Source organism: Vulcanococcus limneticus LL (assembly GCF_943369875.1).
Lineage (GTDB): Bacteria > Cyanobacteriota > Cyanobacteriia > PCC-6307 > Cyanobiaceae > Vulcanococcus > Vulcanococcus limneticus_A.
The window spans coordinates 159895-181845 of sequence record NZ_CALROT020000002.1 but is presented as its reverse complement, the minus strand read 5'-3'; the positions used below and the strand labels follow the sequence as shown (position 1 = coordinate 181845).

Sequence of the window (21951 nt, the reverse complement as noted above, 5' to 3'; positions counted from 1 at the left end):
CTCTATCGAGCCGGAGGGACGGACCTCAGCCCAGGCGGCGGATCGTGGCGCCCACGGCGTTGAGCTTGCCCTCCAGATCGGCATAGCCGCGATCCAGGTATTCCAGGCCCTGCACGGTGGTCACGCCATCGGCCGCCAGGCCGGCCAGCACCATCGCGGCCGAGGCCCGCAGGTCGCTGCCCTTCACGGGCGCGCCGCTGAGGCGGGACACCCCCTCGATGAAGGCGGTGTTGCCCTGCATGCGGATCGCGGCCCCCATGCGCTGCAGCTCGGCCACGTGCTGCAGGCGGTTTTCGAAGATGTGCTCGGTGATCACGCTGGTGCCCTGGGCCGTGGCCAGCAGGCTCATGAAGGGGGCCTGCAGGTCGGTGGGGAAGCCGGGGAAGGGCTGGGTGCGCAGGTCCACCGCGCGGATCTGGTCGGCGCTGATGGTCACGCTGGTGCCGTCGATCTCCAGGCGGCAGCCCACCTCCTCCAGCTTGGTGAGCACCGCGCCGAGGTGGTCGGTGATCACCGGACCCACGGTGAGGGTGGAGCGGGTGATGGCGGCGGCCAGCAGGAAGGTGCCGGCCTCGATGCGGTCGGGGATGACGGCGTAGTCGGCGCCGTGCAGGCGTTCCACGCCCACGATCGTGATGGTGGGCGTGCCGGCGCCGCGCACCCGGGCCCCCATGGCGATCAGCAGGCCCGCCAGATCCACCACCTCCGGTTCCAGGGCGGCGTTCTCGATCACGGTCTCGCCGTCGGCGAGGGCCGCGGCCATCATCAGCGTCTCGGTGGCGCCGACGCTCGGGCAGTCGAGGTGGATGCGGCCGCCCTTGAGGCGATGGCCGCGGCCCGGCACCACCGCCGACACCACCCCGTGCTCGATCGTTACCTGGGCGCCCAGGGCCTTGAGCCCCTTGACGTGCTCCACCACCGGGCGGGTGCCGATCTGGCAGCCGCCGGGCAGGGGCACCCTGGCGATGCCCAGCTTGGCCAGCAGCGGGCCGATGCAGAAGAAGCTGGCCCGCAGGCTGTTGACCAGCTCGTAGGGGGGCGCGGACTGGTTGAGGCCGCTGCCGTCCATCTCGATGCTGTCGCTGCCGCGGCGCACCGCCACCCCGAGGGAGGCCAGGATGTCGCCCATGCCGGCGATGTCCGTGAGCGGCGGCACGTTGCGCAGCCGCAGGGTGTCCTCGGTGAGCAGGCAGGCGGCCATCAGCACGAGGGCCGAATTCTTGGCGCCGCTGACCCGGAGCTCGCCCGAGAGACGCCGGCCACCGGCGATCTCGAGTTGCGGATTGAGAACCTGCTGAGACGGGACAACAGTGACGGTCATGGTTCGGGCGTCCCGCCTGTGGGGGCCCATCTTGACAACAAAGGCTGAGACCGTCTAGACGGCCGGCGCCTGAACTGGCTTGCTTGCCGGTGGGCCTGGTGTCTGGTCTGGCCGGGCGGTCTGGGCCGGGGTGATGGGTCGGCCATGCGGTACATTTTCCGGGTCGCCATCGGCGGCCGCGGCAGTCGCCATCGGGCGGCAGCAGCGTTAGTTGTTCAGACCTCGTTCTGACGGCCAGCCACGCGGATGTGGCGGAATTGGTAGACGCGCTAGTTTCAGGTACTAGTGGCAGCAATGTCGTGGGAGTTCAAGTCTCCCCATCCGCATTTTCCGATTCACTCAACCCTCCCGAGTCCATCGGGAGGGTTTTTTGTTGGTCGCGCAGCGGGTCCGCCGGGGGCAGGGGCCCTGCGTAGGGTCGCTGCAGGCTGGTGACTCCCCATGATCGTCCTCAAGATCAACAATGCCTCCGAGCTGGTGGCGGCGAAGCTGGGCAAGTTCCTGGAATCCCTCACCCCCGATGCCCTGGACCAGGCCACGGTGGAGGACATCCTGCTCAAGGAGCTGATCAAGAACCTGGCCAGCGAGGGCCTCAAGGGCGAGGTGGCCTCCGTGAAAGGGCTGGATCTGGAGGGCTCCAAGCTGGTGATCAGCGAGTCGCTGCAGGTGCGTCGCCATCACTCCTTCTGATCCCACCCCAGGGCGCCACCTCGGGCCCGCCGTCCCCGGCGGCGAGCGGCCCGCCGAGCTGATCACCAGCCGCCGCAATCCCCTGGTGGCCCGGCTGCGGGCCCTGCAGCAGGGCCGGGGCCGGCGCGAGCAGGGGCTGCTGCTGCTGGAGGGCACCCACCTGCTGCAGGAGGTGCTGCGCCTGGGCCTGGAGCCCGACCTGGTGCTGGCCACGCCGCGCTGGAGCGAGGCCCATGGCCCCCTGCTGGAGGCCCTGCCGGCCGGCACCCGGCGCCAGCCCGTGGGGGAGGAGGTGCTGGCGGCGGTGGCCACCACCGAGCACCCCGATGGCGTGGTGCTGACCCTGCCCCTGACGGCCCTGCCGTCGGCCGGCCCGGCTCCGCAGTTCGTGCTGGCCCTCGATCAGCTGCAGGATCCGGGCAACCTCGGCACCCTTCTGCGCACCGCCCTGGCCGCCGGCGTGGAGCAGGTGTGGCTGGGGGGCGGCGCCGATCCGCTGCAGCCCAAGGTGCTGCGGGCCTCCGCCGGTGCGGCCCTGGCCCTGCCCCTGCTGCGGGACGCCGGCCGGGAGGAGCTGGCGGAGCGCCTGCGCCGGGCCCGCGCTGCCGGCCAGCAGTTGGTGGCCACCGTGGTGGCCGCTGGGGAGGCCAGCGCTGCGGCCGCGGTCCAGCCCTACTGGCAGCTCGACTGGAGCCTGCCCACCGTGCTGCTGCTCGGCAACGAGGGCGCCGGCCTGGATGGCGACCTGGCGGCGCTGGCCAGCCACCGCGTGACCATCCCCCACAGCACCGCGGTGGAATCGCTGAACGTGGCGGTGGCGGCGGGGCCGCTGCTGCTGGAGCGCTGGCGGCAGCGGCTCTCGCGGGCCTGACGCCAGCGCCGCGGCACCCCGCCCCCGGGCCCGCACCCCCCTGGCAGGGGAGAATGCCCGCCATTCCGCGCAGGCCCCCGGTGAGCGACGCCAGCTTCGACTACGACGTGATCGTCATCGGTGCCGGTTACGGCGGCTTCGACGCGGCCAAACACGCCGCCGACCACGGGCTGCGCACGGCGATCATCGAGAGCCGCGACATGGGCGGCACCTGTGTGAACCGGGGCTGTGTGCCCTCCAAGGCGCTGCTGGCCGCCAGCGGCCGGGTGCGGGAGCTGGCGGACGCCGAGCACCTCAAGGGCTTCGGCATCCATGCCGCCCCGGTGCGCTTCGAGCGCCAGAAGATCGCCGACCACGCCAATCAGCTGGTGGCCACGATCCGCGCCAACCTCACCAAGACCCTGGAGCGCGCCGGCGTCACGATCATCCGCGGCAAGGGCCGCCTCGAAGGCGCCCAGCGCGTGGGGGTGCGCGAGATCAACGGGGTGGATCGGGTGCTCAGCGCCCGCGACGTGATCATTGCCACCGGCTCCGATCCCTTCGTGCCCCCGGGCATCGAGACCGACGGCCGCACCGTGTTCACCAGCGACGAGGCGGTGAATCTGGAATGGCTGCCCCGCTGGATCGCCATCATCGGCAGCGGCTACATCGGCCTGGAATTCGCTGACGTCTACACGGCCCTGGGCTGTGAGGTCACGATGATCGAGGCCCTGGATCGGGTGCTGCCCACCTTCGATCCCGACATCGCCAAGATCGCCGCCCGCAACCTGATCGACGGCCGCGAGATCGACGCCCGCGCCGGCGTGCTGGCCCGCAAGATCACCCCCGGCGCGCCCGTGCGGATCGAGCTGGCCGACATGGCCACCAAGGAGCTGGTGGAGACCCTGGAGGTGGACGCGGTGCTGGTGGCCACCGGCCGCATTCCCAGCAGCAAGGGGCTCAACCTGGAGGCCTGCGGTATCGAGACCAACCGCGGCTTCATCCCGGTGGATGACGCCCTGCGCGTTCTGGTGAACGGTGCCCCCGTGCCCCACCTCTGGGCCGTGGGCGATGTGACCGGCAAGATGATGCTGGCCCACACCGCCGCCGCCCAGGGCACCGTGGCGGTGGACAACATCCTGGGCCACCCGCGCCAGATCGATTACCGCTCGATTCCGGCGGCCACCTTCACCCACCCCGAGATCAGCTCGGTGGGGCTGAGCGAGGCCGATGCCAAGGCCCTGGCGGCCCAGGAGGGCTTCGAGCTGGGCTCGGTGCGCAGCTACTTCAAGGCCAACTCCAAGGCCCTGGCGGAGCTGGAGAGCGACGGCCTGATGAAGCTGCTGTTCAACAAGGCCACCGGCGAGGTGCTGGGCGCCCACATCTATGGCCTGCACGCCGCCGACCTGATCCAGGAGGTGGCCAACGCCGTGGCCCGCCGCCAGAGCGTCCGCCAGCTGGCCACCGAGGTGCACACCCACCCCACCCTCAGCGAAGTGGTGGAGGTGGCCTACAAGCAGGCGGCGGCGGCCCTCGCCTGACCCCCGCTTCGGGGGCGCCGCTGGCCTCGGCCCCGATCCGGGCCACTCCTACGATCAGGGGCCCTGCCCCCCGTGGCCCTTGGAGATCCGTCGCCGCCCCCCCAATCCCGCCGTCAAGGTGGCGCACCTGGAGTACGCCATCCCCCACGAGGACGCTGAGCCGCGCCACATCCTCGAGCGCATCGTCTGGGAGAAGGACCGGGAGGTGACGGCGGCCCGCGAACGGGTGAGCCTGCTGAAGCTCCAGCAGCAGGTGGCCGAGCTGCCCGCCACGCGCGATTTCGTCGCGGCCCTGCGGGCCAGCTGCCGCAAGCCGGCGGTGATCGCCGAGGTGAAGAAGGCCAGCCCCAGCAAGGGCGTGATCCGGGAGGACTTCGACCCTGAGGCCATCGCCCGGGGCTACGCCGCCGGTGGGGCCAGCTGCCTCTCGGTGCTCACCGACAAACAGTTTTTCCAGGGCGGCTTTGAGGTGCTGGTGCAGGTGCGCCAGGTGGTGGAGCTGCCGTTGCTCTGCAAGGACTTCATCCTCAGCCCCTACCAGCTGTATCAGGCCCGCGCCGCCGGCGCTGATGCGGCCCTGCTGATCGCCGCGATCCTCTCCGACCAGGACCTGGCCTACCTGCTCAAGGCGGCCCGCAGCCTGGGGCTGGCGGTGCTGGTGGAAGTGCACGACGCCGCCGAGATGGAGCGGGTGCTCGCCCTTGATGGCGTGGACCTGATCGGCATCAACAACCGCGATCTGGCCAGCTTCCACACCGATCTGGCCACCACCGAGCAGCTGATGGCCACCTATGGCGAGCAGGTGCGGGCCAAGGGCGCCCTGCTGGTGAGCGAGTCGGGCCTGTTCACGCGGGACGATCTCGATCGGGTGGTGAGCGCCGGTGCCGATGCGGTGCTGGTGGGTGAAGCGCTGATGCGCCAGGCGGACGTGACGGCGGCGCTGGAGACGCTGATCGGCGGCTGAACGCGGCCTTCGCGCCTCAGCCCAGCCCGCACCGTTAGGTGATGGCTGGGCTGAGGCCCACAAAAAAGCCCCCGCCGGAGCGGGGGCCGAAAGCCACTGGAGGTGGCAAGGGATCCGGCTGGATCAGACCTTGCGGGAGTAGAACTCCACCACCAGCAGTTCGTTGATCTCGAGGGCGACCCACTCGCGCTCGATCTTGCCGCCCACCTTGGCGCTGAGCTTGTTCTTGTCGAACTCGAGGTGGGGCGGGATGTTGGCCAGACCCGGGAATTCCAGGTTGCCTTCAGCCAGTTTCTTGCTCTGCTTGCGCTCGCGGATGGCGACCACGTCGCCGGCCCTGCACTGGTAGCTGGGGATGTCCACGACGCGGCCGTTCACGGTCACGTGGCCGTGGTTCACCAGCTGGCGGGCGCCGGGCACGGTGGGACCGAAGCCGAGGCGGAAGCAGATGTTGTCGAGACGGTTCTCGAGCAGTTTCAGCAGGTTGGTACCCGTGGAACCCTCCTGGGCCCGGGCCTTCTTCACGTAGCGAACCAGCTGACGTTCGGAGATGCCGTAGTTGAAGCGAAGCTTCTGCTTCTCTTCGAGGCGGATGGCGTATTCGGAGCGCTTGCGACGGGCTTGGCCGTGCTGACCGGGGGGATAAGACCGCTTGGCGGACTTACGGGTGAGACCGGGAAGGTCTCCCAAGCGCCGCGTGATCCTCAGACGAGGGCCGCGGTAGCGAGACATGGAGAACGAAATCGGGGTGGCATCCGGCGCGGCCTGTCGTCGCTGAACGACGCGCGGCCTGCGAACATGGCGGAACTGGGCTCCGCTGTCGTGGGCCTGAGCCACGCCAGCCGGCCATCCTATCCGCTGGACCGCTGCCCCTCCCGAGCCCCCTGCCCGTGACCCGGATCCTGCAGCAGCTGTTGATCGGACTGATCGCGGCCTACCGCCGCTGGATCTCGCCGCTGCTGGGTCCCCGCTGCCGCTTCATCCCCAGCTGCAGCGCCTACGGCCTGGAGGCGATCGAGCGCCATGGGCCCTGGCGCGGCGGCTGGCTGACGCTGCGGCGGCTGCTGCGCTGCCACCCCTTCACCCCCTGCGGCTGCGACCCCGTGCCCGACTGATGGCAGCCCCCACGCTCCTGCTTTACAGCCGCCAGGGCTGCTGCCTCTGTGAGGGCCTCCAGGAGCGGCTGCTGGCCCTGGAGCCGCCGCCGGCCCTGGAGGTGCTGGATGTGGACAGCGACCCGGCGCTGCAGCAGCGCTACGGCCTGGAGGTGCCGGTGCTGGCGGTGAGGCTGGCGGAGGGCGACCTGCGGGAGCTGCCGCGGGTGTCGCCGCGGCTGGCGGGGGCCGGCCTGGCGGATTGGTTGCGGAGGAACGGTTTTTCGGGCGGCTCCGTCTAGAACGGGCCCACCTCGATCCCCCGCTGGACGATGACCCAGCTGCTTCACCCCCTGCTGCGCCACCTCGGGCTGGCCGTGCCGCAGGGGCTGGAGAACCGCCCGGTGAGCGGCATCAGCTGCGACTCCCGTCGCGTCGGGGCCGGCACGGTGTTCGTGGGGCTGCCCGGCGCCGGGGTGGACGGGGGCACCTTCTGGCGCGAGGCGGTGGCGGCCGGGGCGGCGGCGGCGGTGATCGGCCCGGCGGCGGCCGCCGCCGTGGCGCCGGAGCCGGGGGATCCGGTGGTGGTGGTGGACGAGCCGGTGGCCCGCTGGGCGGGACAGCTGGCGGCCGAGTTCTGGCAGCAGCCCAGTCGGCGCCTGGCCCTGATTGGCGTCACCGGCACCAACGGCAAGACCACCACCACCCACCTGATCGAGCACCTCAGTGCCCGCTGCGGCCGCCCCTCGGCCCTGTTCGGCACCCTGGTGAACCGCTGGCCCGGCCAGAGCGTGACGGCCCAGCACACCACCGCCTTCGCCGATGTGCTCCAGGCCCAGCTGGCCCAGGCCGTGGAGGCCGGAGCCCAGGTGGGGGCCATGGAGGTGAGCTCCCACGCCCTCGACCAGCAGCGCGTGGCCGGCTGCCAGTTCAGCGGCGCGATCTTCACAAACCTCACCCAGGACCACCTCGACTACCACGCCTCGATGCAGGACTACTTCGAGGCCAAGGCGCGCCTGTTCGCGCCGCCGCTGCTGGCGGCAGAGGCCGGCGCCGTGGTGAATGGGGACGATCCCTGGGGGGCCAGGCTGGCCGAGCGTCTCGGCCAGCGCTGCTGGCGCAGTTCCTTCGACGCCGACGGCGGGGCGGAGCTGCGCCTGGCTGACCTGGTGTTCTCCGCCCAGGGGGTGTCCGGCACCCTGATCAGCCCGCTGGGATCGGGGCCGTTCCGCTCGCCGCTGCTGGGCCGCTTCAACCTGATGAACCAGCTGCAGGCGGTGGGGGCCCTGCTGCAGCAGGGGCTGCCCCTGGCCCTGCTGCTGGAGGCCCTGGCGGACTTCCGCGGCGTGCCCGGCCGCATGGAGCGGGTCAGCGTGGGCCGGGCGGAGAACGGCAACGGCCGCCATCCGGCCGTGCTGGTGGACTACGCCCACACCCCCGACGGCCTGGAGAGCGCCCTGGCGGCCTGCCGCCCCTTCACCGCGGGGGCGCTGATCTGCGTGTTCGGCTGCGGCGGCGACCGGGACCGGGGCAAGCGCCCCCAGATGGGTGCCATCGCCGCCCGCCTGGCCGATCGGGTGGTGGTGACCTCCGACAACCCCCGCACGGAGGACCCGGCCCAGATCCTGGCCGATGTGGTGGCCGGCATCCCCGCGGGCACCGCCCTGCAGGTGGAGCCGGATCGGGCCCGTGCCATCGCCGCTGCGATCGCCGAAGCCGGTCCTGCCGACCTGGTGCTGATCGCCGGCAAGGGCCACGAGGACTACCAGATCCTGGGCACCACCAAGGTGCACTTCGACGACCGCGAGGAGGCGGAGAAGGCCCTGCGGGCGCTGTAGCGGGAGATGATCAGCTGGAGGCGTCAGCGGGAGACGTCCGCTCGCGCAAGCCTCCCAGGACCTCGCTGACAAGCGCGGGTCGACGGCGTGCAGGCGTTCGCCTGGAGGAGGTCGATGGCACACTCCCCCCTGACCCCATGGCGACGTTGTTGCGGATGGCTCAGGCTGTACCCCTGTCCAAGAAATGTCTCGCCGAGCTGATCGGCACCTTCTGGCTGGTGCTGGGGGGTGCGGGCAGCGCCGTGCTGGCCGCCGTGTTCCCCTACGACTCCGCCGCCGCCAACCCCCTCGGCCTCGGTTTCCTGGGGGTGGCCCTGGCCTTCGGCCTCACCCTGCTGACGGCCGCCTACGCCATCGGCCACATCTCCGGGGCCCACATCAATCCGGCCGTGAGTTTCGGCCTCTGGGCGGGAGGCCGCTTCCCCAGCTCCCAGCTGCTGCCCTACATCGCCGCCCAGGTGCTGGGCGGCGTGCTGGCCGGCGGCGTGATCCTGGCCATCGCCAGCGGCCGTGAGGGTTTTGCCCTCACCGGCAGCAATCCGCTGGCCACCAATGGCTTCGGGGCCCATTCGCCCGGGGGCTACGGCTTCCTTGCGGCTCTGATCACGGAAGTGGTGCTCACCTTCCTCTTCCTGCTGGTGATCCTCGGCGCCACCGACAAACTGGCCCCCCGCGGATTCGCGGGGGTGCCGATCGGCCTCTCGCTCACCCTGATCCACCTGATCAGCATCCCCGTGACCAACACCTCGGTGAACCCCGCCCGCAGCACCGGGGTGGCCGTGTGGGTGGGCGGTGAGGCCCTGGGGCAGCTGTGGCTGTTCTGGGTGGCCCCGATCGCCGGAGCCCTGCTGGCGGGCTGGGTCTATCGCAACCTGCTCACCCATGAGGCCGACGTGGCCGGTGTGATCCCCGCCGAGCAGATCTGATCCCATCGCGTGGCTCCCCGGATTCGTGCCTGCCGCGGATCCGATCTGGGCGATCCGGCGTTCAGCCCAGATCGGCCAGGGCCTCCAGGAGCCGATCCACCTCGGCGTCGGTGGTGGTGATGTGGGTGCAGGCCCGCAGGCAGGCTGGATCCGCCAGGCTGCGGATCCAGATCTGCCGCTCCCCCAGGGCCTGGACCACCGCCTGGGGCGCCGGCCCCTGCAGCTGGAAGCTCACCAGCCCGGCCGGTGGGGGTTCGCTCAGCAGGGTTGTCACCCCCGCCAGCCCCTGCAGCCCCTGCCACAGCCGCCGGCTGCCGTGGCGGATCCGCTCCAGCCGCTCCGCTTCACTGCCCTCGGCCGCCAGCAGCTCCAGGGAGGTGGACAGGCCGCTGGCCAGGGGCACGCAGGAGGTGGCCACCTCGAAGCGGCGGGCATCGCGGTGCCAGGGGCTGGTGGCCTCGGTTTCGTGGCGCAGGCTGCGCCAGCCGATCAGGGTGGGCTCGGCCTGCTCCAGCACCCGCTCGGAGAGAGCCACCCCGCCCAGGCCCTCGGGCCCGCAGCACCACTTGTGGCCGGTGAAGGCGTAGATGTCGGCCGCGGCGGCGGCCTCCGCCACCGGCAGGCTGCCCAGCGACTGGGCCGCATCCACCAGCAGCCAGGGCTGGCGGGGGTGGGCGGCCAGCCGCTTGGCCACGGCGGCGATCGGCATCACGGAGCCCGTGTTCCAGAGCAGGTGCGACAGCACCACCAGCCGGGTGTTCGCCGTGAGCTGGCGCTCCAGGCTCGCCAGCACCGCCCCATCCAGCTCCGCGGCGGGCGTCCGCAGGCAGAGCTGCTGCACGGGCAGCACGGCCAGCTCCAGGCCCTGGCGCCGGGCCAGCTCGCGGCAGCCGGCCACCACGCCGGGGTGCTCGCAGTCGCCGATGAGCAGCTGATCGCCGGGCTGCCAGGGCAGGCCCCAGAGGGGCAGCAGGCAGCCGCTGCTCACGTTCTCGGTGAGGGCCAGCCGTGACGGCGCCACGCCGCAGAGGGCCGCCAGGACCTGGCGTACCCGGCTGGTTTCCCGCTCGATGAAGGGCCAAACCGTGCCGGTGAAGGGCCCCAGCTCCTGGATCGTGCGCCAGCTGGCGGTGATCGCCTCCAGCGACGGTGTGGGCAGCGGGCCCTGCCCGCCGTAGTTGAAGTAGGTCTTGCCCGCCAGGGCGGGCATCAGCTCCCGCAGGGGGCCAGCCGGATGCGGCACGGGGTCTGGGGTGGCGCTCAGAGCACCTGGCCGACAACCACGGCCGCCAGGGCCGAGAACAGGGTGATGCCGAGGGCGGTGAAGGGGTTCTGGCCCTGGGCCACCGCGAAGGTGGTGATCACGCCGGCGCCGAGGCAGGCCACGGCCAGTTGGGTGGTGATGGCGGGACGGCTTTCCACGGGAGGCCTGCGATGTGGCCAGAACCTACGGAGGGCAGGCGGTTCTGGCTCCAGGCCGCCCCTGGCTTCGTTACGGGGCGTTGGGGTTCGTTACCGGCCGCAATGGGGCGGGGTCGTCGCTCAGGGGGCTGTCGGGGTGCCGACGCGGCTGCGGCTGGAGGCGGGCCGCGCCCGGCCGCTGCTGGCCCAGTGCTGCAGGGCCTCCAGCTGTTCCCGGGCCGTGCGCGACAGGGGCACCAGCTGGGCGGCGGCGGCCACCAGGTCGGCCTCGCCGAACTCGCGCTGCTCGCCGAAGGCCTGGTGCATGGCCTCGATCACCACCTGCTCCAGCTCGGCGCCGGAGAAGCCGGCCGTGCGGTCCACCACCACCTCCAGGGGCAGGCGGTGGGCGGGCCGGCGGCGCCGCAGCTGCAGATCGAGGATCGCCCGCCGCTCGTCGGCATCGGGAAGATCCAGCAGGAAGATCTCGTCGAAGCGGCCCTTGCGCAGCAGTTCCGGTGGCAGCTTCTCCACGCCGTTGGCGGTGGCCACCACGAACACGGCGCTGGTCTTCTCGGCCATCCAGGTGAGCAGGCTGGCCAGCACCCGCTGGCTGGTGCCGCCGTCGCTGCGGCCGCCGTCGGCGCTGCCGAAGCCCTTGTCGATCTCGTCGATCCAGAGCACGCAGGGGGCCATCGCCTCGGCCCGCTGGATCATCTCCCGGGTGCGGGCCTCGGAGGCCCCCACCAACCCCGCGAACAGGCGGCCCACATCCAGCCGCAGCAGCGGCATCTCCCAGCTGTGGGCAACTGCCCGGGCTGTGAGCGACTTGCCGGTGCCCTGGGGGCCCACCAGCAGCACGCCGCGGGGCAGGGGCAGGCCGTAGCGGCGTGCCTCGTCGCTGAAGGCCTGCTGGCGCTGCTCCAGCCAGCGCTTGAGGGCATCGAGGCCGCCGATGTCGGCCGGGGTGGCTTCGCTGGGGCAGTACTCCAGCAGCTCGCTGCGGGCGATGGCCTGGCGCTTCTCCTCCAGCACCTCGGCCAGGTCGCCGTCGCCCAGGGCGCCGCGGCGGGCGAGGCCCCGGGCCGCCACCTGGCGGATGCGCTGCTCGCTCAGGCCGCTGCAGCTGTGGCTGAGCCGCTCCAGCAGCTCGTCGTCGAGGCTCTGGCCGCAGGCGCGGGCGATGCCCTGCAGCAGGCCGCGGATCTCCTCCTGCTCCGGCAGGGGCAGATCCAGCACGGTCACGCACTCCTCCAGCTCCCGCGGCAGCTGCCACTCGGCGGCGGTGATCACCAGGGTGTGGGGCTGCTGCTGCAGCGACACCGCCAGGTTGCGTAGCTTGCGGCAGACGCTGCCGTCGTCGGCGTAGCGGTGGAAGTCGTGCAGCACCAGGATCGCCGCCTGATCCGGCGCCAGCGCGGCCAGGGTCTCCAGGGCCGCCAGGGGGTTGCGGGCCGCCTCGCCCTCGCGGTTGGGCAGGCCGCTGAGGCCGCTGATGAAGTCCCAGCGGGCCAGGGCGCGGCTGCCCAGCCGCTGGGCCGCGGCCGCCAGCAGGGTGGCGATGCGCTCCTCCTCCTGGCTGCGGATCCAGAGGATCGGCGTGCGGGCGCGGATCAACAGATCGAGGTGGTCGGCCCAGGCCTGACTCATGGGGTGGGGCTCAGGGGGTGAGCTTCTTCAGGGCGGCCCAGCGGGGGTCGATCGCCTCGTCGGGGCCGCTGCCCCGCAGCTTGGGGCCGGGGCACTCGGGGCCGCAGCGGTTGACCACGGGCAGCTGCAGGCTGAGCTGCTCGAAGGCCCAGTGGGCGGGCTCGAAGCTGCCGCGGGGGTCCAGGCTCTCGGTGAGGGCGTCGGCCTCGAGGTCGAGCACCTGGGCTCCGGCCTCCAGCACGTCGTCTTCGCTGAGGCCCGCGTCGCGGGCGGCATCGCCGAGCCAGAGCAGTTCCTGGGTGCGGAAGGCCAGGGGGTGGTTGAAGTGCTGCAGACAGCGGTCGCAGCAGAGGGTCACGATCGTCTCGGCGTGGCCCGCCACCTCCAGCACGTTGCCGCGGTGAATCGCCCGCAGCTCCCCCCGCACGGGCGTGAGGCTCTCGAGCTCCTCCAAGTGCTGGTCGATCGTCCAGTGCCGTCCCTCGGCCAGGGGCCGCAGCTCCTGGATCAGCACGGGGCGCAGGTCGTCGGCCATGGCAGCGGGGAGGGGAGCCTGGGCAGGGGGCGCCGAGGGTTACTTCTTGCCCTTGTTGGGCTCGAAGGGCAGGCGCTGGCTGCCGCCGCTGGTGGCCGTGGCGGCCACGGTCTGCTGGGCCAGCTGCTGGTCGAGGATCTGCTGCAGGTTGTCGGGCAGGGTCTCGCGGGTGAGCAGGAAGGTCTGCAGCGCCTGGAAGATGTTGGCCACCACCATGTAGAGCAGCACCCCCGCCGGCAGCGGGAAGAACAGGAACATGCCCGTGATCATCACGGGGGTGATCTTGTTGGCCGTGGCCTGCTGCGGGTTGGGGGGCATGCCCATGCCCGAGAGGATCTGGGAGGCGAACAGGCTGGCGCCGAAGGCGGCCACCAGGATGGCGATGTCCCAGTTGACGGCGCCGTCGGTGTAGAAGCCCACCTGGCCCAGGGCCTTGATGAACAGGAAACCGCTGCGGGCGGCCAGCCCGGGGATCTTGGCCTCCACCACGGCATCGCCGGGGGCCAGGGCGGTGATGGTGCCCTTGGCATCCACGCTCACCACGCCCTCGCCCTTGGTGATGCTCCAGCTGGGGGTGAAGGCCTCACCGTCCTGAACGTCCGCCAGCACCGAGGCGAAGCTGGCGCCGTCGCGGGTGTGCAGGGTCACGGTCTGCTGGTCACCCACGCCGAGCTTGGTGCCCTGCTCGAGGCTGGCGATCACCGGCACGTGGCTGGTGGCCGTCACGAAGATCGAGTGGCTGGGGCTGTTGAAGGGCTTGGCCTCCACCGTGGCGATCTGATCGGCCGGCAGCACCTTCAGGTTGAGGGTGTAGGGCACGTCGGCGAATGGTGAGCCCCGCAGGGTGGCGAACAGGGCGAACAGGATCGGCATCTGCACCAGCAGGGGCAGGCAGCCCGCCAGGGGACTGCCGAACTCCTTCATCAGGGCGCCCAGCTCCTCCTGCTGCTTGGCCGGGTTGTTGGCGTACTTGGCCTTGATCTCGGCCTGGCGCTTCTGCATCACCGGCTGCGCGATGCGCATGCGGCGGGCGCTGCGGATCGAGCCGGCACTCAGGGGGAACAGGGCCAGCCGGATCACCACCGTGAGGGCAATGATCGCCAGTCCGTAGCTCGGCACCAATCCGTAGAAGAAGTCGAGGATCGGGAGCAGCAGGTTGTCGGAGATGTAGCCGATCACGGCGTGGGGAGCTCAGGGGGGTGGGGATAGGCGGCCAGTGTGCCCGAGCACGGGGCCGATCGGGGCGGGGGCCGGGGCGCGGCGGGGCGGCTGGGCCGCGATCAGGCGGCGGCGCCGAAGCCGCTCTTGGGGGTGGTGCCGGTCGTCTTGGCGGCGGTGGCCATGCGCTCGAGGATGAAGGCCTCGGCCTCCCGGTAGCGGGGCACGGCGCGCATCTCCAGCTTCATGCCGTCGCTGAGCACCAGCACCATGTCGCCCCAGAAGCCGAAGCCGCGGGGCACCGAGCGCACCTCACGGATCTGGCTGTAGACCACCTGGGTGCGGTCGCGCCCCAGCCAGCCGCCGCTCACCGAGATGCGGCGGCTGGTGATCGTGAAGCGCAGCCACAGGGCCCGCACGATCGCCCCCACGGCGAAGGGGATGCCGATCAGGGTGAGGCCGAACAGCAGGTTGAGGATCAGGTCACCCTTGGCCGGGCCGCCCTCGTAGAAGACGTCCTCGTTGATCGAGGCACCGGGGGCCACGGGCGGGGTGCTGGAGGGAGCTGGGGTCATTGGCTCAGGCCCGCCTTCTGCAGGAGTTGCGCACATTCTCCCAGCAGGGCCCCGTCGTCCGCGTCGGCGCTGCCGGGCTTGAGCGAGATCAGCACCCACTGGTCGGCCCCGCTCCAGGCGGCCCGGGCCCGGGCCACCAGCTGGCCGTGCAGCAGACGCCGCAGCTGGTTGCGCCGCACCGACTTCTTGCTCACCTTGCTGCTCACCACCACCGCGAAGCGGGGCGGCTGGCCGTCGGGGGCGCCGGGTGGCTGCAGGCCGGGCTTGAGCAGCGCCGGCTCCGCCGCCATGGTGCGCAGCACCAGCAGGGAGCCGTGGAAGCGCCGGCCCTTCTGGTAGAGCCGGTCGAACACAAAGCGTCCCCGCAGCCGATGTTCCCGGGGAAGGACCATGGCTGCGGGGACGCGGGGGGATGGACGGGTAGGGCGAGACCCGCGGACGGGGCCTGGGCCAGGCTCAGACGGCCAGGCGGGCGCGGCCGCGCTTGCGGCGGGTGCGGATCACGCGACGGCCGGTGTGGCTGCGCATCCGCACCCGGAAACCGGAGACCCGCTTGCGCTTGCGGCTGGTTCCTTCGAGGGTCCGTTTGGTCATGGCTCCGGCTCGGCTGCGCGTTCATTGTCGATGGACCAACGTACCAGCCGGGCGGATGGGGCCAGCCAGGCCGATGGGGCTGGACCCGGTTCAGTTGCTGGGGGGATCGATCTGGATCAGCCAGCTGCCCAGGTAGCCCGAGATGGGCACGTCGCCGGGGGCCTGGGCCAGGGCGTTGAACTGATACATGCCCGTGTTGAACGGGTTGAAAATGCTCATGTACACGCCGATGGTTCCGCCCACGGGCACCGGCGTGTTCGGGAAGATCTCGATGGCGGTGCCGTTGCCGGTCACCTCCACCACGGCCGGGATCTCCTCCTTGCAGCGGGTGCGCGCCAGCATGCCGCCCTCGCTCATGGTGCAGAGCTTGACCTGCTTGGGGTCGATCTTGCTGTCGAAGGTCTTGGGGATGCCCACCGTGAGCTTGAGGATGGCCGTCTTGCGGTCCTTGGGCCGCAGGATCAGGTAGTAGTCCGAGCGGGCCAACCGGTTGGTGTTGGTCATGAAGAAGTAGAGCCGCCGGTAGTCCTTGGTGTTGTCCCAGCGGAACTCGAACAGGCCGGGGGTGCCCTGGGCCGCCGCCGGGGCCGGCGCCGTCAGGGGAGCCAGGGCCAGACCCGTGCCCAGGGCTGCCGCTCCGAGGCTGGAGACGGCGAGGCTCGCCAGGGCGGCGGGCTGGCGCAGGCGGTGGAGGAGTGGGGTCATGGTGAGGGTGGAGAGCCGGCTCCGGCGCTGCGCGTTTAGCAGTGAGTCTCGATAGGGGGCGGCGGCGCCAGCCGGGGCCGTGGGCCGGCGCCGGAGCTGGCAGTTGTGACCGGATGCGACTGGATCGGCCCTAGAGGGCGGCCAGGTCGGGCCTCAGCCGGGCGGCCTCCCGCAGGTAGGCGTGGCGCACGGGGCGTTCCGGCTCCAGCCAGGCGTGGGCCAGCAGGCGGATGCAGCGGGGCAGGTCGCCGGCCACCGCCATCTGCTGGCAGTCCAGCAGCGCCACCCCGTCCCAGCCGTGACGCCGGCGGGCGATGGCGGCGGGGAAGCAGGCATCCAGGTCGGCCGTCACCGAGAAGGTCACCGAGAGCAGCCGGGGCCCCTCCAGGCCGTTGCGCTCCACCAGGGCATCGAGCAGTTCGGCCACCGCGTCGCCGATGGCCGCCGGGTTGTTGGCGGTGGCGGTGGTGGCGCCCCGCAGGGCGCGCAGCTGCAGGGCGTCGCTCATGGCCGGTACAGCCAGAGGGGCTGGCCGCTCCAGCCCAGCTCCAGGTTGAGGGCCTCCTGCAGCCGGCCCAGCAGGGCCCGGCCGGGGATCAGGCTGGCGAGCCGCTTCTGGGGCTTGCCGAAGGTCACCGGCCGGGTCTTCTCCTCGTCCAGATCGGCGAGGCGGGCCGCCAGGCGCCGGGCCGTGTCCTCGTCGCCCAGGGCATCCACAAGCCCCAGCTCCCTGGCCTGGGCCCCGCTGAACACGCGGCCGTCGGCGAAGTTGCGCACCTGCTCCTCCTCCAGGCCGCGCCCCTCGGCCACCGCCGCCACGAACTGGCCGTAGCTGGAATCGATCAGGCCCTGCAGCAGCTCCCGCTCATCGCCCGTCAGGGCCCGATCCGGCGAGAGGATGTCCTTGTAGAGGCCGCTCTTCACGGTTTCGAAGCTGATCCCCACCCGCTCCAGCAGCTTGGAGAGGTTGTTGCCCCGCAGGATCACGCCGATCGAACCGGTGATCGTGCCGGGGTTGGCCACGATCTGCTCGGCCGCCACCCCCACGTAGACGCCCCCCGAGGCGGAGATGTTGCCGAAGCTGGCCACCACCCGGCAGCCCTTGGCCCGCAGCCGCAGGATCGCGGCGTGGATCTCCTGGCTGTCGCCCACGGTGCCGCCCGGGCTGTCGATGCGCAGCAGCAGGGCCGGGAACTCCCGCTCCTCCACTTCCCGCAGGGCCTTGAGCACCCGCTCGCGGGTGGGGCCGGCGATCGGGCCCTCGATGGCGATCCGAGCCAGTTTGCGGCGTGACTTGCGGCGCCAGGGCCAGGCCATCGAAGCAGTGTGTAGTGGCTGGATCTTAAAAAGGTGACCGTGGACCGTCTGGAGCCGGTGATGCTGCGCTGGCTGCTGATGGTGTTGCCCTTCGTGCTCTGGGGCACGGCGATGGCGGCGATGCGCCCGCTGCTCGACGGCGCCGGCCCGCTCACGGTGGCCTGGCTGCGGCTGCTGCCGGCGGGGCTGGTGCTGCTGCTGGTGGCCGTGGGGCTGGGCCGCTCCCTGGCGGTGCACCCGGCCGATCGCCCCTGGCTGCTGCTGTTCGCCCTGGTGGACGCCAGCCTGTTCCAGGGGCTGCTGGCCCAGGGCCTGGGGGGCACCGGCGCCGGCCTGGGCTCGGTGCTGATCGACTCCCAGCCGCTGCTGGTGGCGCTGCTGGCCCGCAGCCTGTTCGGCGAGGCGATCAACCCGGTGGGCTGGACGGGCCTGCTGCTGGGGCTGCTGGGCATCCTCTGCCTGGGGCTGCCGGGGTCGGTGCTGCAGCACTGGTGGCTGGAGGGGCCGCGGGCCCTGGGGGAGCGGGCCTGGAGCCATGGCGAGCTGTGGATGCTCGGTGCCGCCCTGGCGATGGCGGTGGGCACGGTGCTGAGCCGCTACGCCTGCCGCCGCAGCGATCCGGTGGCGGTCACGGGCTGGCACATGGCCCTGGGGGCGCTGCCGCTGCTGCTGGCCTCGGCCGCAGCGCCGCTGCTGGATCCCGCGGCCCCCGCCTTCTGGCCGGCCTGGACCCCCACGGACTGGGCCCTGATGGCCTATGCGGCCCTGTTCGGCAGTGCCCTGGCCTACGGGCTCTTCTTCTGGTTCGCCAGCAGCGGCGACCTCACCAGCTTCACCGCCCTCACCTTCCTCACCCCCCTGTTCGCCCTGCTCTGCGGCATGGCCCTGCTGGGCGAGCAGCTGCAGCCGCTGCAGTGGGGCGGGGCGGCCCTGGCCCTGGTGTCGGTGGTGCTGATCAACCGGCGCCAGCAGCTCTGGGAGCCCGCCGCCGGCCGGCTTCACCCCGAGCCCCAGGAGCTGCTGCCATGACCGCTGCGGATCTGACCCCCACCGCCCCGCCCGGGGATCGCCTGCGGATCCTGGTGGTGAGCACCCCGGTGGGGACCCTGGGCAGCGGCCGCGGTGGCGGCGTGGAGCTCACCCTCACCTCACTGGTGGCGGGCCTGCTGGAGCGGGGCCATCAGCTCACGGTGCTGGCGGCCGAGGGCTCGCAGCTGCCCCCCGCCTGCGCCGGCGCCACCCTGTGGACCTGCCCCGGCGTGGACCAGCCCAGCTGGCAGCACCAGCAGCGCCAGTCCGCCGTGCAGATCCCCGCCGACGGGCTGCTGCCGCGGCTGTGGCGCCGCGCCCTGGATCGGGCCGCCGACTTCGACGCGCTGCTCAACCTGGCCTACGACTGGCTGCCCCTCTGGCTCACTCCCAGCACCGCCGCGCCCCTGTTCCACCTGGTGAGCATGGGCTCGGTGGCGGCGGTGATGGATGGGGCCATCGCCGAGGTGGCCCGCTGGGACCAGCGGCGCCTGGCCTTCCACAGCCACGCCCAGGCGGCCGATTTCAGCCTGCCCCAGCCGCCGGTGGTGGTGGGCAACGGCTTCGATCTGGCGGCCTACGCCTTTGTGGCCGAGCCGGAGCCGCTGCTGGGCTGGGTGGGGCGGGTGGCCCCGGAGAAGGGCCTCGAGGATGCGGCCGCGGTGGCGGCCCAGCTGGGGGAACGCCTGGCGGTGTGGGGCCTGGTGGAGGATCCGGCCTACGCGGCGGCGGTGGAGGCCTCGGTGCCCAGCGGCACCCTTGACTGGCGCGGCTTCCTGCCCACCGCCCAGCTCCAGGCCCAGCTGGGTCGCTGTCGGGCCCTGCTGAACACGCCCAAGTGGAACGAGGCCTACGGCAACGTGGTGGTGGAGGCCCTGGCCTGCGGTGTGCCCGTGCTGGCCTATCGCCGCGGCGGCCCCGGCGAGCTGGTGCAGCACGGCCTCACCGGCCTGCTGGTGGAGCCCGACGACGTGGCGGCCCTGGCGGCGGCGGTGGGCCAGCTGGGCGGGATCGAGCGGCGGGCCTGCCGCGCCTGGGTGGAGCGCCAGGCCTCGCGCCAGGCCTTTGCGGAGCGGATCGAGGCCTGGGTGCGCTCCGGGCTCGGGCGATAGGGTCGGCCTGCTCCCGCCGTGCGCCGTGTCTCCTGAGCGACCCACGCCGGCCCGGCCGCGGCATCGCGGGGCCGTCCTCATCGGGGCCCGGAGTCGGGGTCTGGTGCTGCTGCTGGTGGCCGGCTGCGGGGTGCTGCTGTTCCTGCTGGGCCTCGGCGACACCGGCCTGGTGGACGAGACGCCGCCCCTGTTCGCCGCCGCGGCCCGGGCGATGGCCGAGACCGGCGACTGGCTGACGCCGCGGGTCAACGGCCTGCCCCGCTACGACAAGCCGCCCCTGGTGTACTGGCTGATGGGGCTGGGCTACCTGCTGCCGGGCCAGGCCCAGTGGAATCCCCTGGGCACCTGGGCGGCGCGGCTGCCCTCCGCCCTCTCGAGCCTGGCGGTGATGCTGGCCCTGGCCGCCACCCTCTGGCGCTGGCCCCAGCCCAGCGGCTCGACGCCCCCGGGCGAGCGGCAGCGGGGGCTGACGGCCCTGGCGGCGGCCCTGGCCTTCGCCCTCTCGCCGCTGGTGCTGCTCTGGAGCCGCATCGCCGTGAGCGACGCCCTGTTCAGCGGTTGCGTCGCCCTGGCCCTGCTGCTGCTGTGGCGTCGCTTTGCCGCCAGCGGTGCCGAGGGCGGTGGCGGCGGACCCTGGTGGCTGGGCTGGCTGGTGCTGGGCCTGGCGGTGCTGGCCAAGGGGCCAGTGGCCGTGGTGCTGGCCGCGATCACCCTCGCCCTGTTCGCCTGGCGCAGCGGCCAGGCGGCGCGGCTGCGTCAGCGGCTGCGGCCCCTGGCGGGCCTGGCGGTCACGGCGGCGGTGGCCCTGCCCTGGTACGGGCTGGAGCTGCTGGTGGAGGGCCAGCCCTTCTGGGACAGCTTCTTCGGCTACCACAACCTGCAGCGGTTCACGGCGGTGGTGAACCACCACCTGCAGCCCTGGTGGTTCTTCGGGCCGGTGCTGGTGGTGGCGAGCCTGCCGTTCACGCCGCTGCTGCTGGCGGGCCTGGTGGCGGCCTTGCGGCAACGGGGTCCGCTGGATCCGGCGCGCTCGCTGCGGCTGTTCGCCGGCTGCTGGCTGCTGGCGGTGCTGGGCTTCTTCACCCTGGCGGCCACCAAGCTGCCCAGCTACTGGATCCCCGCCACCCCGGCCGCCGGCCTGCTGATGGCCCTGGCCGCCCAGGATCTGGCCCTGGAGCTCCCGGCCGCGGCCCGGCAGCGCTGGGGTCGCTGGGCGGTGATGGGGAGCACCCTGGCGCTGGTGGCTGTGCTGGCCTCGGGCCTGGCGGCCTCGCCGCTGTGGATCCCCCTGATCCGCGATCCCGAGATGCCCACCCTGCCGGCGGAGCTGCTGGCCAGCGGCCTGGTGCTGCGGGCGGCGGCCTGCTTTGCCCTGGCGTTGCTGCTGGGGGTGGCGCTGGGGCGCCGGCCCTGGCGCGGCGCCTGGCTGGTGGCTCTGCAGGCGCCGCTGCTGCTGTTCGCCGTGGCGGCCCTGCAGCCCATGACCCGGCTCGGCGACCGGGTGCGCCAGCTGCCCGTGCGGCGCGTGGCGGCGGCGGTGGTGGCCCAGCGCCGGCCGGCCGAACCCCTGGCGATGGTGGGCATCCTCAAGCCCTCGCTGCACTACTACACCCGCCAGGTGGTGCTCTACGAGGGCATCGCCCCCGTGGGCCTGCTCAACCTCAACGACCGCCTGGCCCGCGAGCGGCGCCGGGGCCTGGAGCCCACGCCGCCCCGGGCAGGCTCCAGCGTGCTGGTGGTGATCGATCGGGGCACGGCCCAGCTGCCCCACTGGCGCGGCCTGCCCCACGAGCAGCTGGGCCGTGAGGGCCTCTACCAGCTCTGGCGGGTGCCGCGGCCTGCGCTGCAGCGCAGGGCGGCGGAGTTGCGCCAGGCGGGCGTGCCGGTGCCGGACTGGCAGCTGCCGCGGCCGGAGCGCTACTGAGACGAGCCCGACAGGGAAGAGCGCTGCGGATCAGCGGCCGCCGGCCCCCCGGCTGTGCTCGGCGTGCCCATCGTGATCCCCGCATCCATGGCGGCCCGCTGGCAGAAGCTGCAGTGGCCCCAGCGGGCCATCTCGCCGATGGGGGCCGGCCGGCCGCAGGCCGGGCAGGCGGCCATGCCGTGCACATCCACCCGGCTGGGATGGGCGGCCCACACGGCCGCCTCCTGCTCGGCGCCGCTGCTGGGGGTGCCGCCGGGGTAGTGCTGCTGGAAGGTCAGGTCCTTCACGTTGAACCCCGCCCCCCGCAGGGCGCCCAGCAGCTGGTGCCGGTTGAAGCGCAGGGCCTGCAGCCACTGGGGATGGCTCGCCCCCACCGTGAGCCGGCCGCCCCGCAGCTGCAGGGGCCGGCAGTGGGGCGCCAGCTGGGGGCCGGCGATGCGCGGCCAGGCCTGCCACAGGGCCGCCAGGTTGCCGTCCTGGCGCCATTCGCTCTGGAGCTGCTGCAGGCAGGCGGCCAGGCCCGTGGCGGGCGGGCGCGGCGGCGGCAGCAGCACGGTCACCGCCCCCTGGCGCCGGCTCTGGTTGCGGGGGGCGATGGCCATGGGGCGGAGCCTGGCGCGTGGGCCAGGACCCAGGCTACGGGCGGGGAACCTGGCCGGAAGGGGTGCGGCTTTCCCGCTGGTGCGCTCTGCTCCGCCCTGGCTACGCTCAGGCATCGCCCCATCCC

25 protein-coding genes and 1 tRNA gene are annotated in these 21951 nt (G+C 72.5%); 12 read left to right on the top strand and 14 right to left on the bottom strand.

Annotation, left to right across the window (positions count from 1 at the left end; genetic code table 11):
- Nucleotides 1-25: 25 nt before the first annotated feature.
- A complete protein-coding gene (murA, locus tag ACLV7J_RS03560) occupies nt 26-1321 on the bottom strand; it encodes a UDP-N-acetylglucosamine 1-carboxyvinyltransferase (RefSeq protein ID WP_411867743.1) in 1296 nt (431 codons plus the stop codon).
- 242 nt (nt 1322-1563) lie between these two features.
- Between murA and ACLV7J_RS03555 the strand changes: the two genes are divergently transcribed.
- The 5 genes from ACLV7J_RS03555 (at nt 1564) to trpC (ending at nt 5366) form a co-directional block, all read left to right on the top strand.
- Nucleotides 1564-1647, top strand: a tRNA-Leu gene (locus tag ACLV7J_RS03555).
- A gap of 115 nt (nt 1648-1762) precedes the next feature.
- Nucleotides 1763-2011: a hypothetical protein gene (locus ACLV7J_RS03550; RefSeq protein WP_411867742.1), complete on the top strand. Its 249-nt coding sequence runs from the start codon at nt 1763-1765 to the stop codon at nt 2009-2011.
- An 85-nt stretch (nt 2012-2096) separates the two neighbouring features.
- Nucleotides 2097-2882, top strand: a complete 786-nt coding sequence (locus ACLV7J_RS03545; RefSeq protein ID WP_411867741.1) for a TrmH family RNA methyltransferase — start codon at nt 2097-2099, stop codon at nt 2880-2882.
- 80 nt (nt 2883-2962) lie between these two features.
- Nucleotides 2963-4402 carry a dihydrolipoyl dehydrogenase gene (gene lpdA / locus ACLV7J_RS03540; RefSeq protein WP_411867900.1) on the top strand — a complete coding sequence of 480 codons (1440 nt, stop codon included), beginning with the start codon at nt 2963-2965 and terminating at the stop codon, nt 4400-4402.
- Between the two features lie 79 nt (nt 4403-4481).
- Nucleotides 4482-5366 carry an indole-3-glycerol phosphate synthase TrpC gene (gene trpC, locus ACLV7J_RS03535; RefSeq protein WP_411867740.1) on the top strand — a complete coding sequence of 295 codons (885 nt, stop codon included), beginning with the start codon at nt 4482-4484 and terminating at the stop codon, nt 5364-5366.
- Between the two features lie 123 nt (nt 5367-5489).
- Here trpC and rpsD read toward each other — a convergent pair whose 3' ends face one another.
- A complete protein-coding gene (gene rpsD, locus ACLV7J_RS03530; RefSeq protein WP_411867739.1) occupies nt 5490-6098 on the bottom strand; it encodes a 30S ribosomal protein S4 in 609 nt (202 codons plus the stop codon).
- Between the two features lie 134 nt (nt 6099-6232).
- Here rpsD and yidD point away from each other — a divergent pair, with 134 nt between their 5' ends.
- The 4 genes from yidD (at nt 6233) to aqpZ (ending at nt 9224) form a co-directional block, all read left to right on the top strand.
- On the top strand, nt 6233-6481 hold the full coding sequence (gene yidD / locus ACLV7J_RS03525; protein ID WP_411867899.1) for a membrane protein insertion efficiency factor YidD: 249 nt from the start codon (nt 6233-6235) through the stop codon (nt 6479-6481).
- Nucleotides 6481-6762 carry a glutaredoxin family protein gene (locus tag ACLV7J_RS03520; RefSeq protein ID WP_411867738.1) on the top strand — a complete coding sequence of 94 codons (282 nt, stop codon included), beginning with the start codon at nt 6481-6483 and terminating at the stop codon, nt 6760-6762. The genes yidD and ACLV7J_RS03520 overlap by 1 nt, the downstream gene beginning before the upstream one ends.
- A 30-nt stretch (nt 6763-6792) precedes the next feature.
- On the top strand, nt 6793-8298 hold the full coding sequence (locus tag ACLV7J_RS03515) for a UDP-N-acetylmuramoyl-L-alanyl-D-glutamate--2,6-diaminopimelate ligase (RefSeq protein WP_411867737.1): 1506 nt from the start codon (nt 6793-6795) through the stop codon (nt 8296-8298).
- 155 nt (nt 8299-8453) lie between these two features.
- Nucleotides 8454-9224 carry an aquaporin Z gene (aqpZ, locus tag ACLV7J_RS03510; RefSeq protein WP_411867736.1) on the top strand — a complete coding sequence of 257 codons (771 nt, stop codon included), beginning with the start codon at nt 8454-8456 and terminating at the stop codon, nt 9222-9224.
- 61 nt (nt 9225-9285) lie between these two features.
- Here the strand turns inward: aqpZ and ACLV7J_RS03505 are convergent, their stop codons facing one another.
- From ACLV7J_RS03505 to sppA, 11 genes are all read right to left on the bottom strand, one after another.
- Nucleotides 9286-10434 carry an aminotransferase class V-fold PLP-dependent enzyme gene (locus ACLV7J_RS03505; RefSeq protein ID WP_411867898.1) on the bottom strand — a complete coding sequence of 383 codons (1149 nt, stop codon included), beginning with the start codon at nt 10432-10434 and terminating at the stop codon, nt 9286-9288.
- Between the two features lie 50 nt (nt 10435-10484).
- Nucleotides 10485-10646 (bottom strand): hypothetical protein, encoded by a 162-nt coding sequence (locus tag ACLV7J_RS03500; RefSeq protein ID WP_255128202.1) that lies wholly within the window; start codon nt 10644-10646, stop codon nt 10485-10487.
- Between the two features lie 120 nt (nt 10647-10766).
- Nucleotides 10767-12275 (bottom strand): AAA family ATPase, encoded by a 1509-nt coding sequence (locus ACLV7J_RS03495; RefSeq protein ID WP_411867735.1) that lies wholly within the window; start codon nt 12273-12275, stop codon nt 10767-10769.
- Nucleotides 12276-12285: 10 nt separating this feature from the next.
- Entirely contained in the window at nt 12286-12810 is a 525-nt protein-coding gene (locus ACLV7J_RS03490) for a YceD family protein (RefSeq protein WP_411867734.1), read from the bottom strand.
- Between the two features lie 39 nt (nt 12811-12849).
- Complete coding sequence (gene yidC / locus ACLV7J_RS03485) at nt 12850-13989, bottom strand: membrane protein insertase YidC (RefSeq protein WP_411867733.1); 1140 nt, start codon at nt 13987-13989, stop codon at nt 12850-12852.
- A 101-nt stretch (nt 13990-14090) separates the two neighbouring features.
- Entirely contained in the window at nt 14091-14543 is a 453-nt protein-coding gene (locus ACLV7J_RS03480; RefSeq protein WP_411867732.1) for a PH domain-containing protein, read from the bottom strand.
- Complete coding sequence (gene rnpA, locus ACLV7J_RS03475; protein WP_411867731.1) at nt 14540-14935, bottom strand: ribonuclease P protein component; 396 nt, start codon at nt 14933-14935, stop codon at nt 14540-14542. Before rnpA ends, ACLV7J_RS03480 begins: the two co-directional genes overlap by 4 nt.
- 64 nt (nt 14936-14999) lie before the next feature.
- Nucleotides 15000-15137, bottom strand: coding sequence for a 50S ribosomal protein L34 (gene rpmH, locus ACLV7J_RS03470; RefSeq protein ID WP_094588186.1), 138 nt, complete (start codon nt 15135-15137; stop codon nt 15000-15002).
- Between the two features lie 90 nt (nt 15138-15227).
- Nucleotides 15228-15842, bottom strand: a complete 615-nt coding sequence (locus tag ACLV7J_RS03465; RefSeq protein ID WP_411867730.1) for a DUF2808 domain-containing protein — start codon at nt 15840-15842, stop codon at nt 15228-15230.
- A 130-nt stretch (nt 15843-15972) separates the two neighbouring features.
- On the bottom strand, nt 15973-16350 hold the full coding sequence (aroH, locus tag ACLV7J_RS03460; protein WP_411867729.1) for a chorismate mutase: 378 nt from the start codon (nt 16348-16350) through the stop codon (nt 15973-15975).
- Complete coding sequence (gene sppA, locus ACLV7J_RS03455; protein WP_411867728.1) at nt 16347-17159, bottom strand: signal peptide peptidase SppA; 813 nt, start codon at nt 17157-17159, stop codon at nt 16347-16349. The genes aroH and sppA overlap by 4 nt, the downstream gene beginning before the upstream one ends.
- 60 nt (nt 17160-17219) lie before the next feature.
- Between sppA and ACLV7J_RS03450 the strand changes: the two genes are divergently transcribed.
- The 3 genes from ACLV7J_RS03450 (at nt 17220) to ACLV7J_RS03440 (ending at nt 21224) form a co-directional block, all read left to right on the top strand.
- Entirely contained in the window at nt 17220-18188 is a 969-nt protein-coding gene (locus tag ACLV7J_RS03450; RefSeq protein ID WP_411867897.1) for a DMT family transporter, read from the top strand.
- On the top strand, nt 18185-19300 hold the full coding sequence (locus ACLV7J_RS03445) for a glycosyltransferase family 4 protein (RefSeq protein WP_411867727.1): 1116 nt from the start codon (nt 18185-18187) through the stop codon (nt 19298-19300). Before ACLV7J_RS03450 ends, ACLV7J_RS03445 begins: the two co-directional genes overlap by 4 nt.
- Before the next feature lie 103 nt (nt 19301-19403).
- Nucleotides 19404-21224, top strand: a complete 1821-nt coding sequence (locus ACLV7J_RS03440) for an ArnT family glycosyltransferase (protein WP_411867726.1) — start codon at nt 19404-19406, stop codon at nt 21222-21224.
- Here ACLV7J_RS03440 and ACLV7J_RS03435 read toward each other — a convergent pair.
- On the bottom strand, nt 21218-21826 hold the full coding sequence (locus tag ACLV7J_RS03435; RefSeq protein WP_411867725.1) for a DUF721 domain-containing protein: 609 nt from the start codon (nt 21824-21826) through the stop codon (nt 21218-21220). The two genes, ACLV7J_RS03440 and ACLV7J_RS03435, sit on opposite strands and share 7 nt — an antisense overlap.
- Nucleotides 21827-21951: the final 125 nt, after the last annotated feature.

Coding starts and splice junctions, on each gene's coding strand:
- ACLV7J_RS03520 (WP_411867738.1), top strand. CDS start 6,481: ATGGCAGCCCCCACGCTCCTGCTTTACAGCCGCCAGGGCTGCTGCCTC.
- ACLV7J_RS03435 (WP_411867725.1), bottom strand. CDS start 21,826: ATGGCCATCGCCCCCCGCAACCAGAGCCGGCGCCAGGGGGCGGTGACC.
- ACLV7J_RS03450 (WP_411867897.1), top strand. CDS start 17,220: ATGCTGCGCTGGCTGCTGATGGTGTTGCCCTTCGTGCTCTGGGGCACG.
- ACLV7J_RS03550 (WP_411867742.1), top strand. CDS start 1,763: ATGATCGTCCTCAAGATCAACAATGCCTCCGAGCTGGTGGCGGCGAAG.
- ACLV7J_RS03465 (WP_411867730.1), bottom strand. CDS start 15,842: ATGACCCCACTCCTCCACCGCCTGCGCCAGCCCGCCGCCCTGGCGAGC.
- rnpA (WP_411867731.1), bottom strand. CDS start 14,935: ATGGTCCTTCCCCGGGAACATCGGCTGCGGGGACGCTTTGTGTTCGAC.
- ACLV7J_RS03490 (WP_411867734.1), bottom strand. CDS start 12,810: ATGGCCGACGACCTGCGCCCCGTGCTGATCCAGGAGCTGCGGCCCCTG.
- ACLV7J_RS03505 (WP_411867898.1), bottom strand. CDS start 10,434: ATGCCCGCCCTGGCGGGCAAGACCTACTTCAACTACGGCGGGCAGGGC.
- ACLV7J_RS03445 (WP_411867727.1), top strand. CDS start 18,185: ATGACCGCTGCGGATCTGACCCCCACCGCCCCGCCCGGGGATCGCCTG.
- ACLV7J_RS03515 (WP_411867737.1), top strand. CDS start 6,793: ATGACCCAGCTGCTTCACCCCCTGCTGCGCCACCTCGGGCTGGCCGTG.
- murA (WP_411867743.1), bottom strand. CDS start 1,321: ATGACCGTCACTGTTGTCCCGTCTCAGCAGGTTCTCAATCCGCAACTC.
- ACLV7J_RS03480 (WP_411867732.1), bottom strand. CDS start 14,543: ATGACCCCAGCTCCCTCCAGCACCCCGCCCGTGGCCCCCGGTGCCTCG.
- rpsD (WP_411867739.1), bottom strand. CDS start 6,098: ATGTCTCGCTACCGCGGCCCTCGTCTGAGGATCACGCGGCGCTTGGGA.
- aroH (WP_411867729.1), bottom strand. CDS start 16,350: ATGAGCGACGCCCTGCAGCTGCGCGCCCTGCGGGGCGCCACCACCGCC.
- aqpZ (WP_411867736.1), top strand. CDS start 8,454: ATGGCTCAGGCTGTACCCCTGTCCAAGAAATGTCTCGCCGAGCTGATC.
- sppA (WP_411867728.1), bottom strand. CDS start 17,159: ATGGCCTGGCCCTGGCGCCGCAAGTCACGCCGCAAACTGGCTCGGATC.
- ACLV7J_RS03495 (WP_411867735.1), bottom strand. CDS start 12,275: ATGAGTCAGGCCTGGGCCGACCACCTCGATCTGTTGATCCGCGCCCGC.
- rpmH (WP_094588186.1), bottom strand. CDS start 15,137: ATGACCAAACGGACCCTCGAAGGAACCAGCCGCAAGCGCAAGCGGGTC.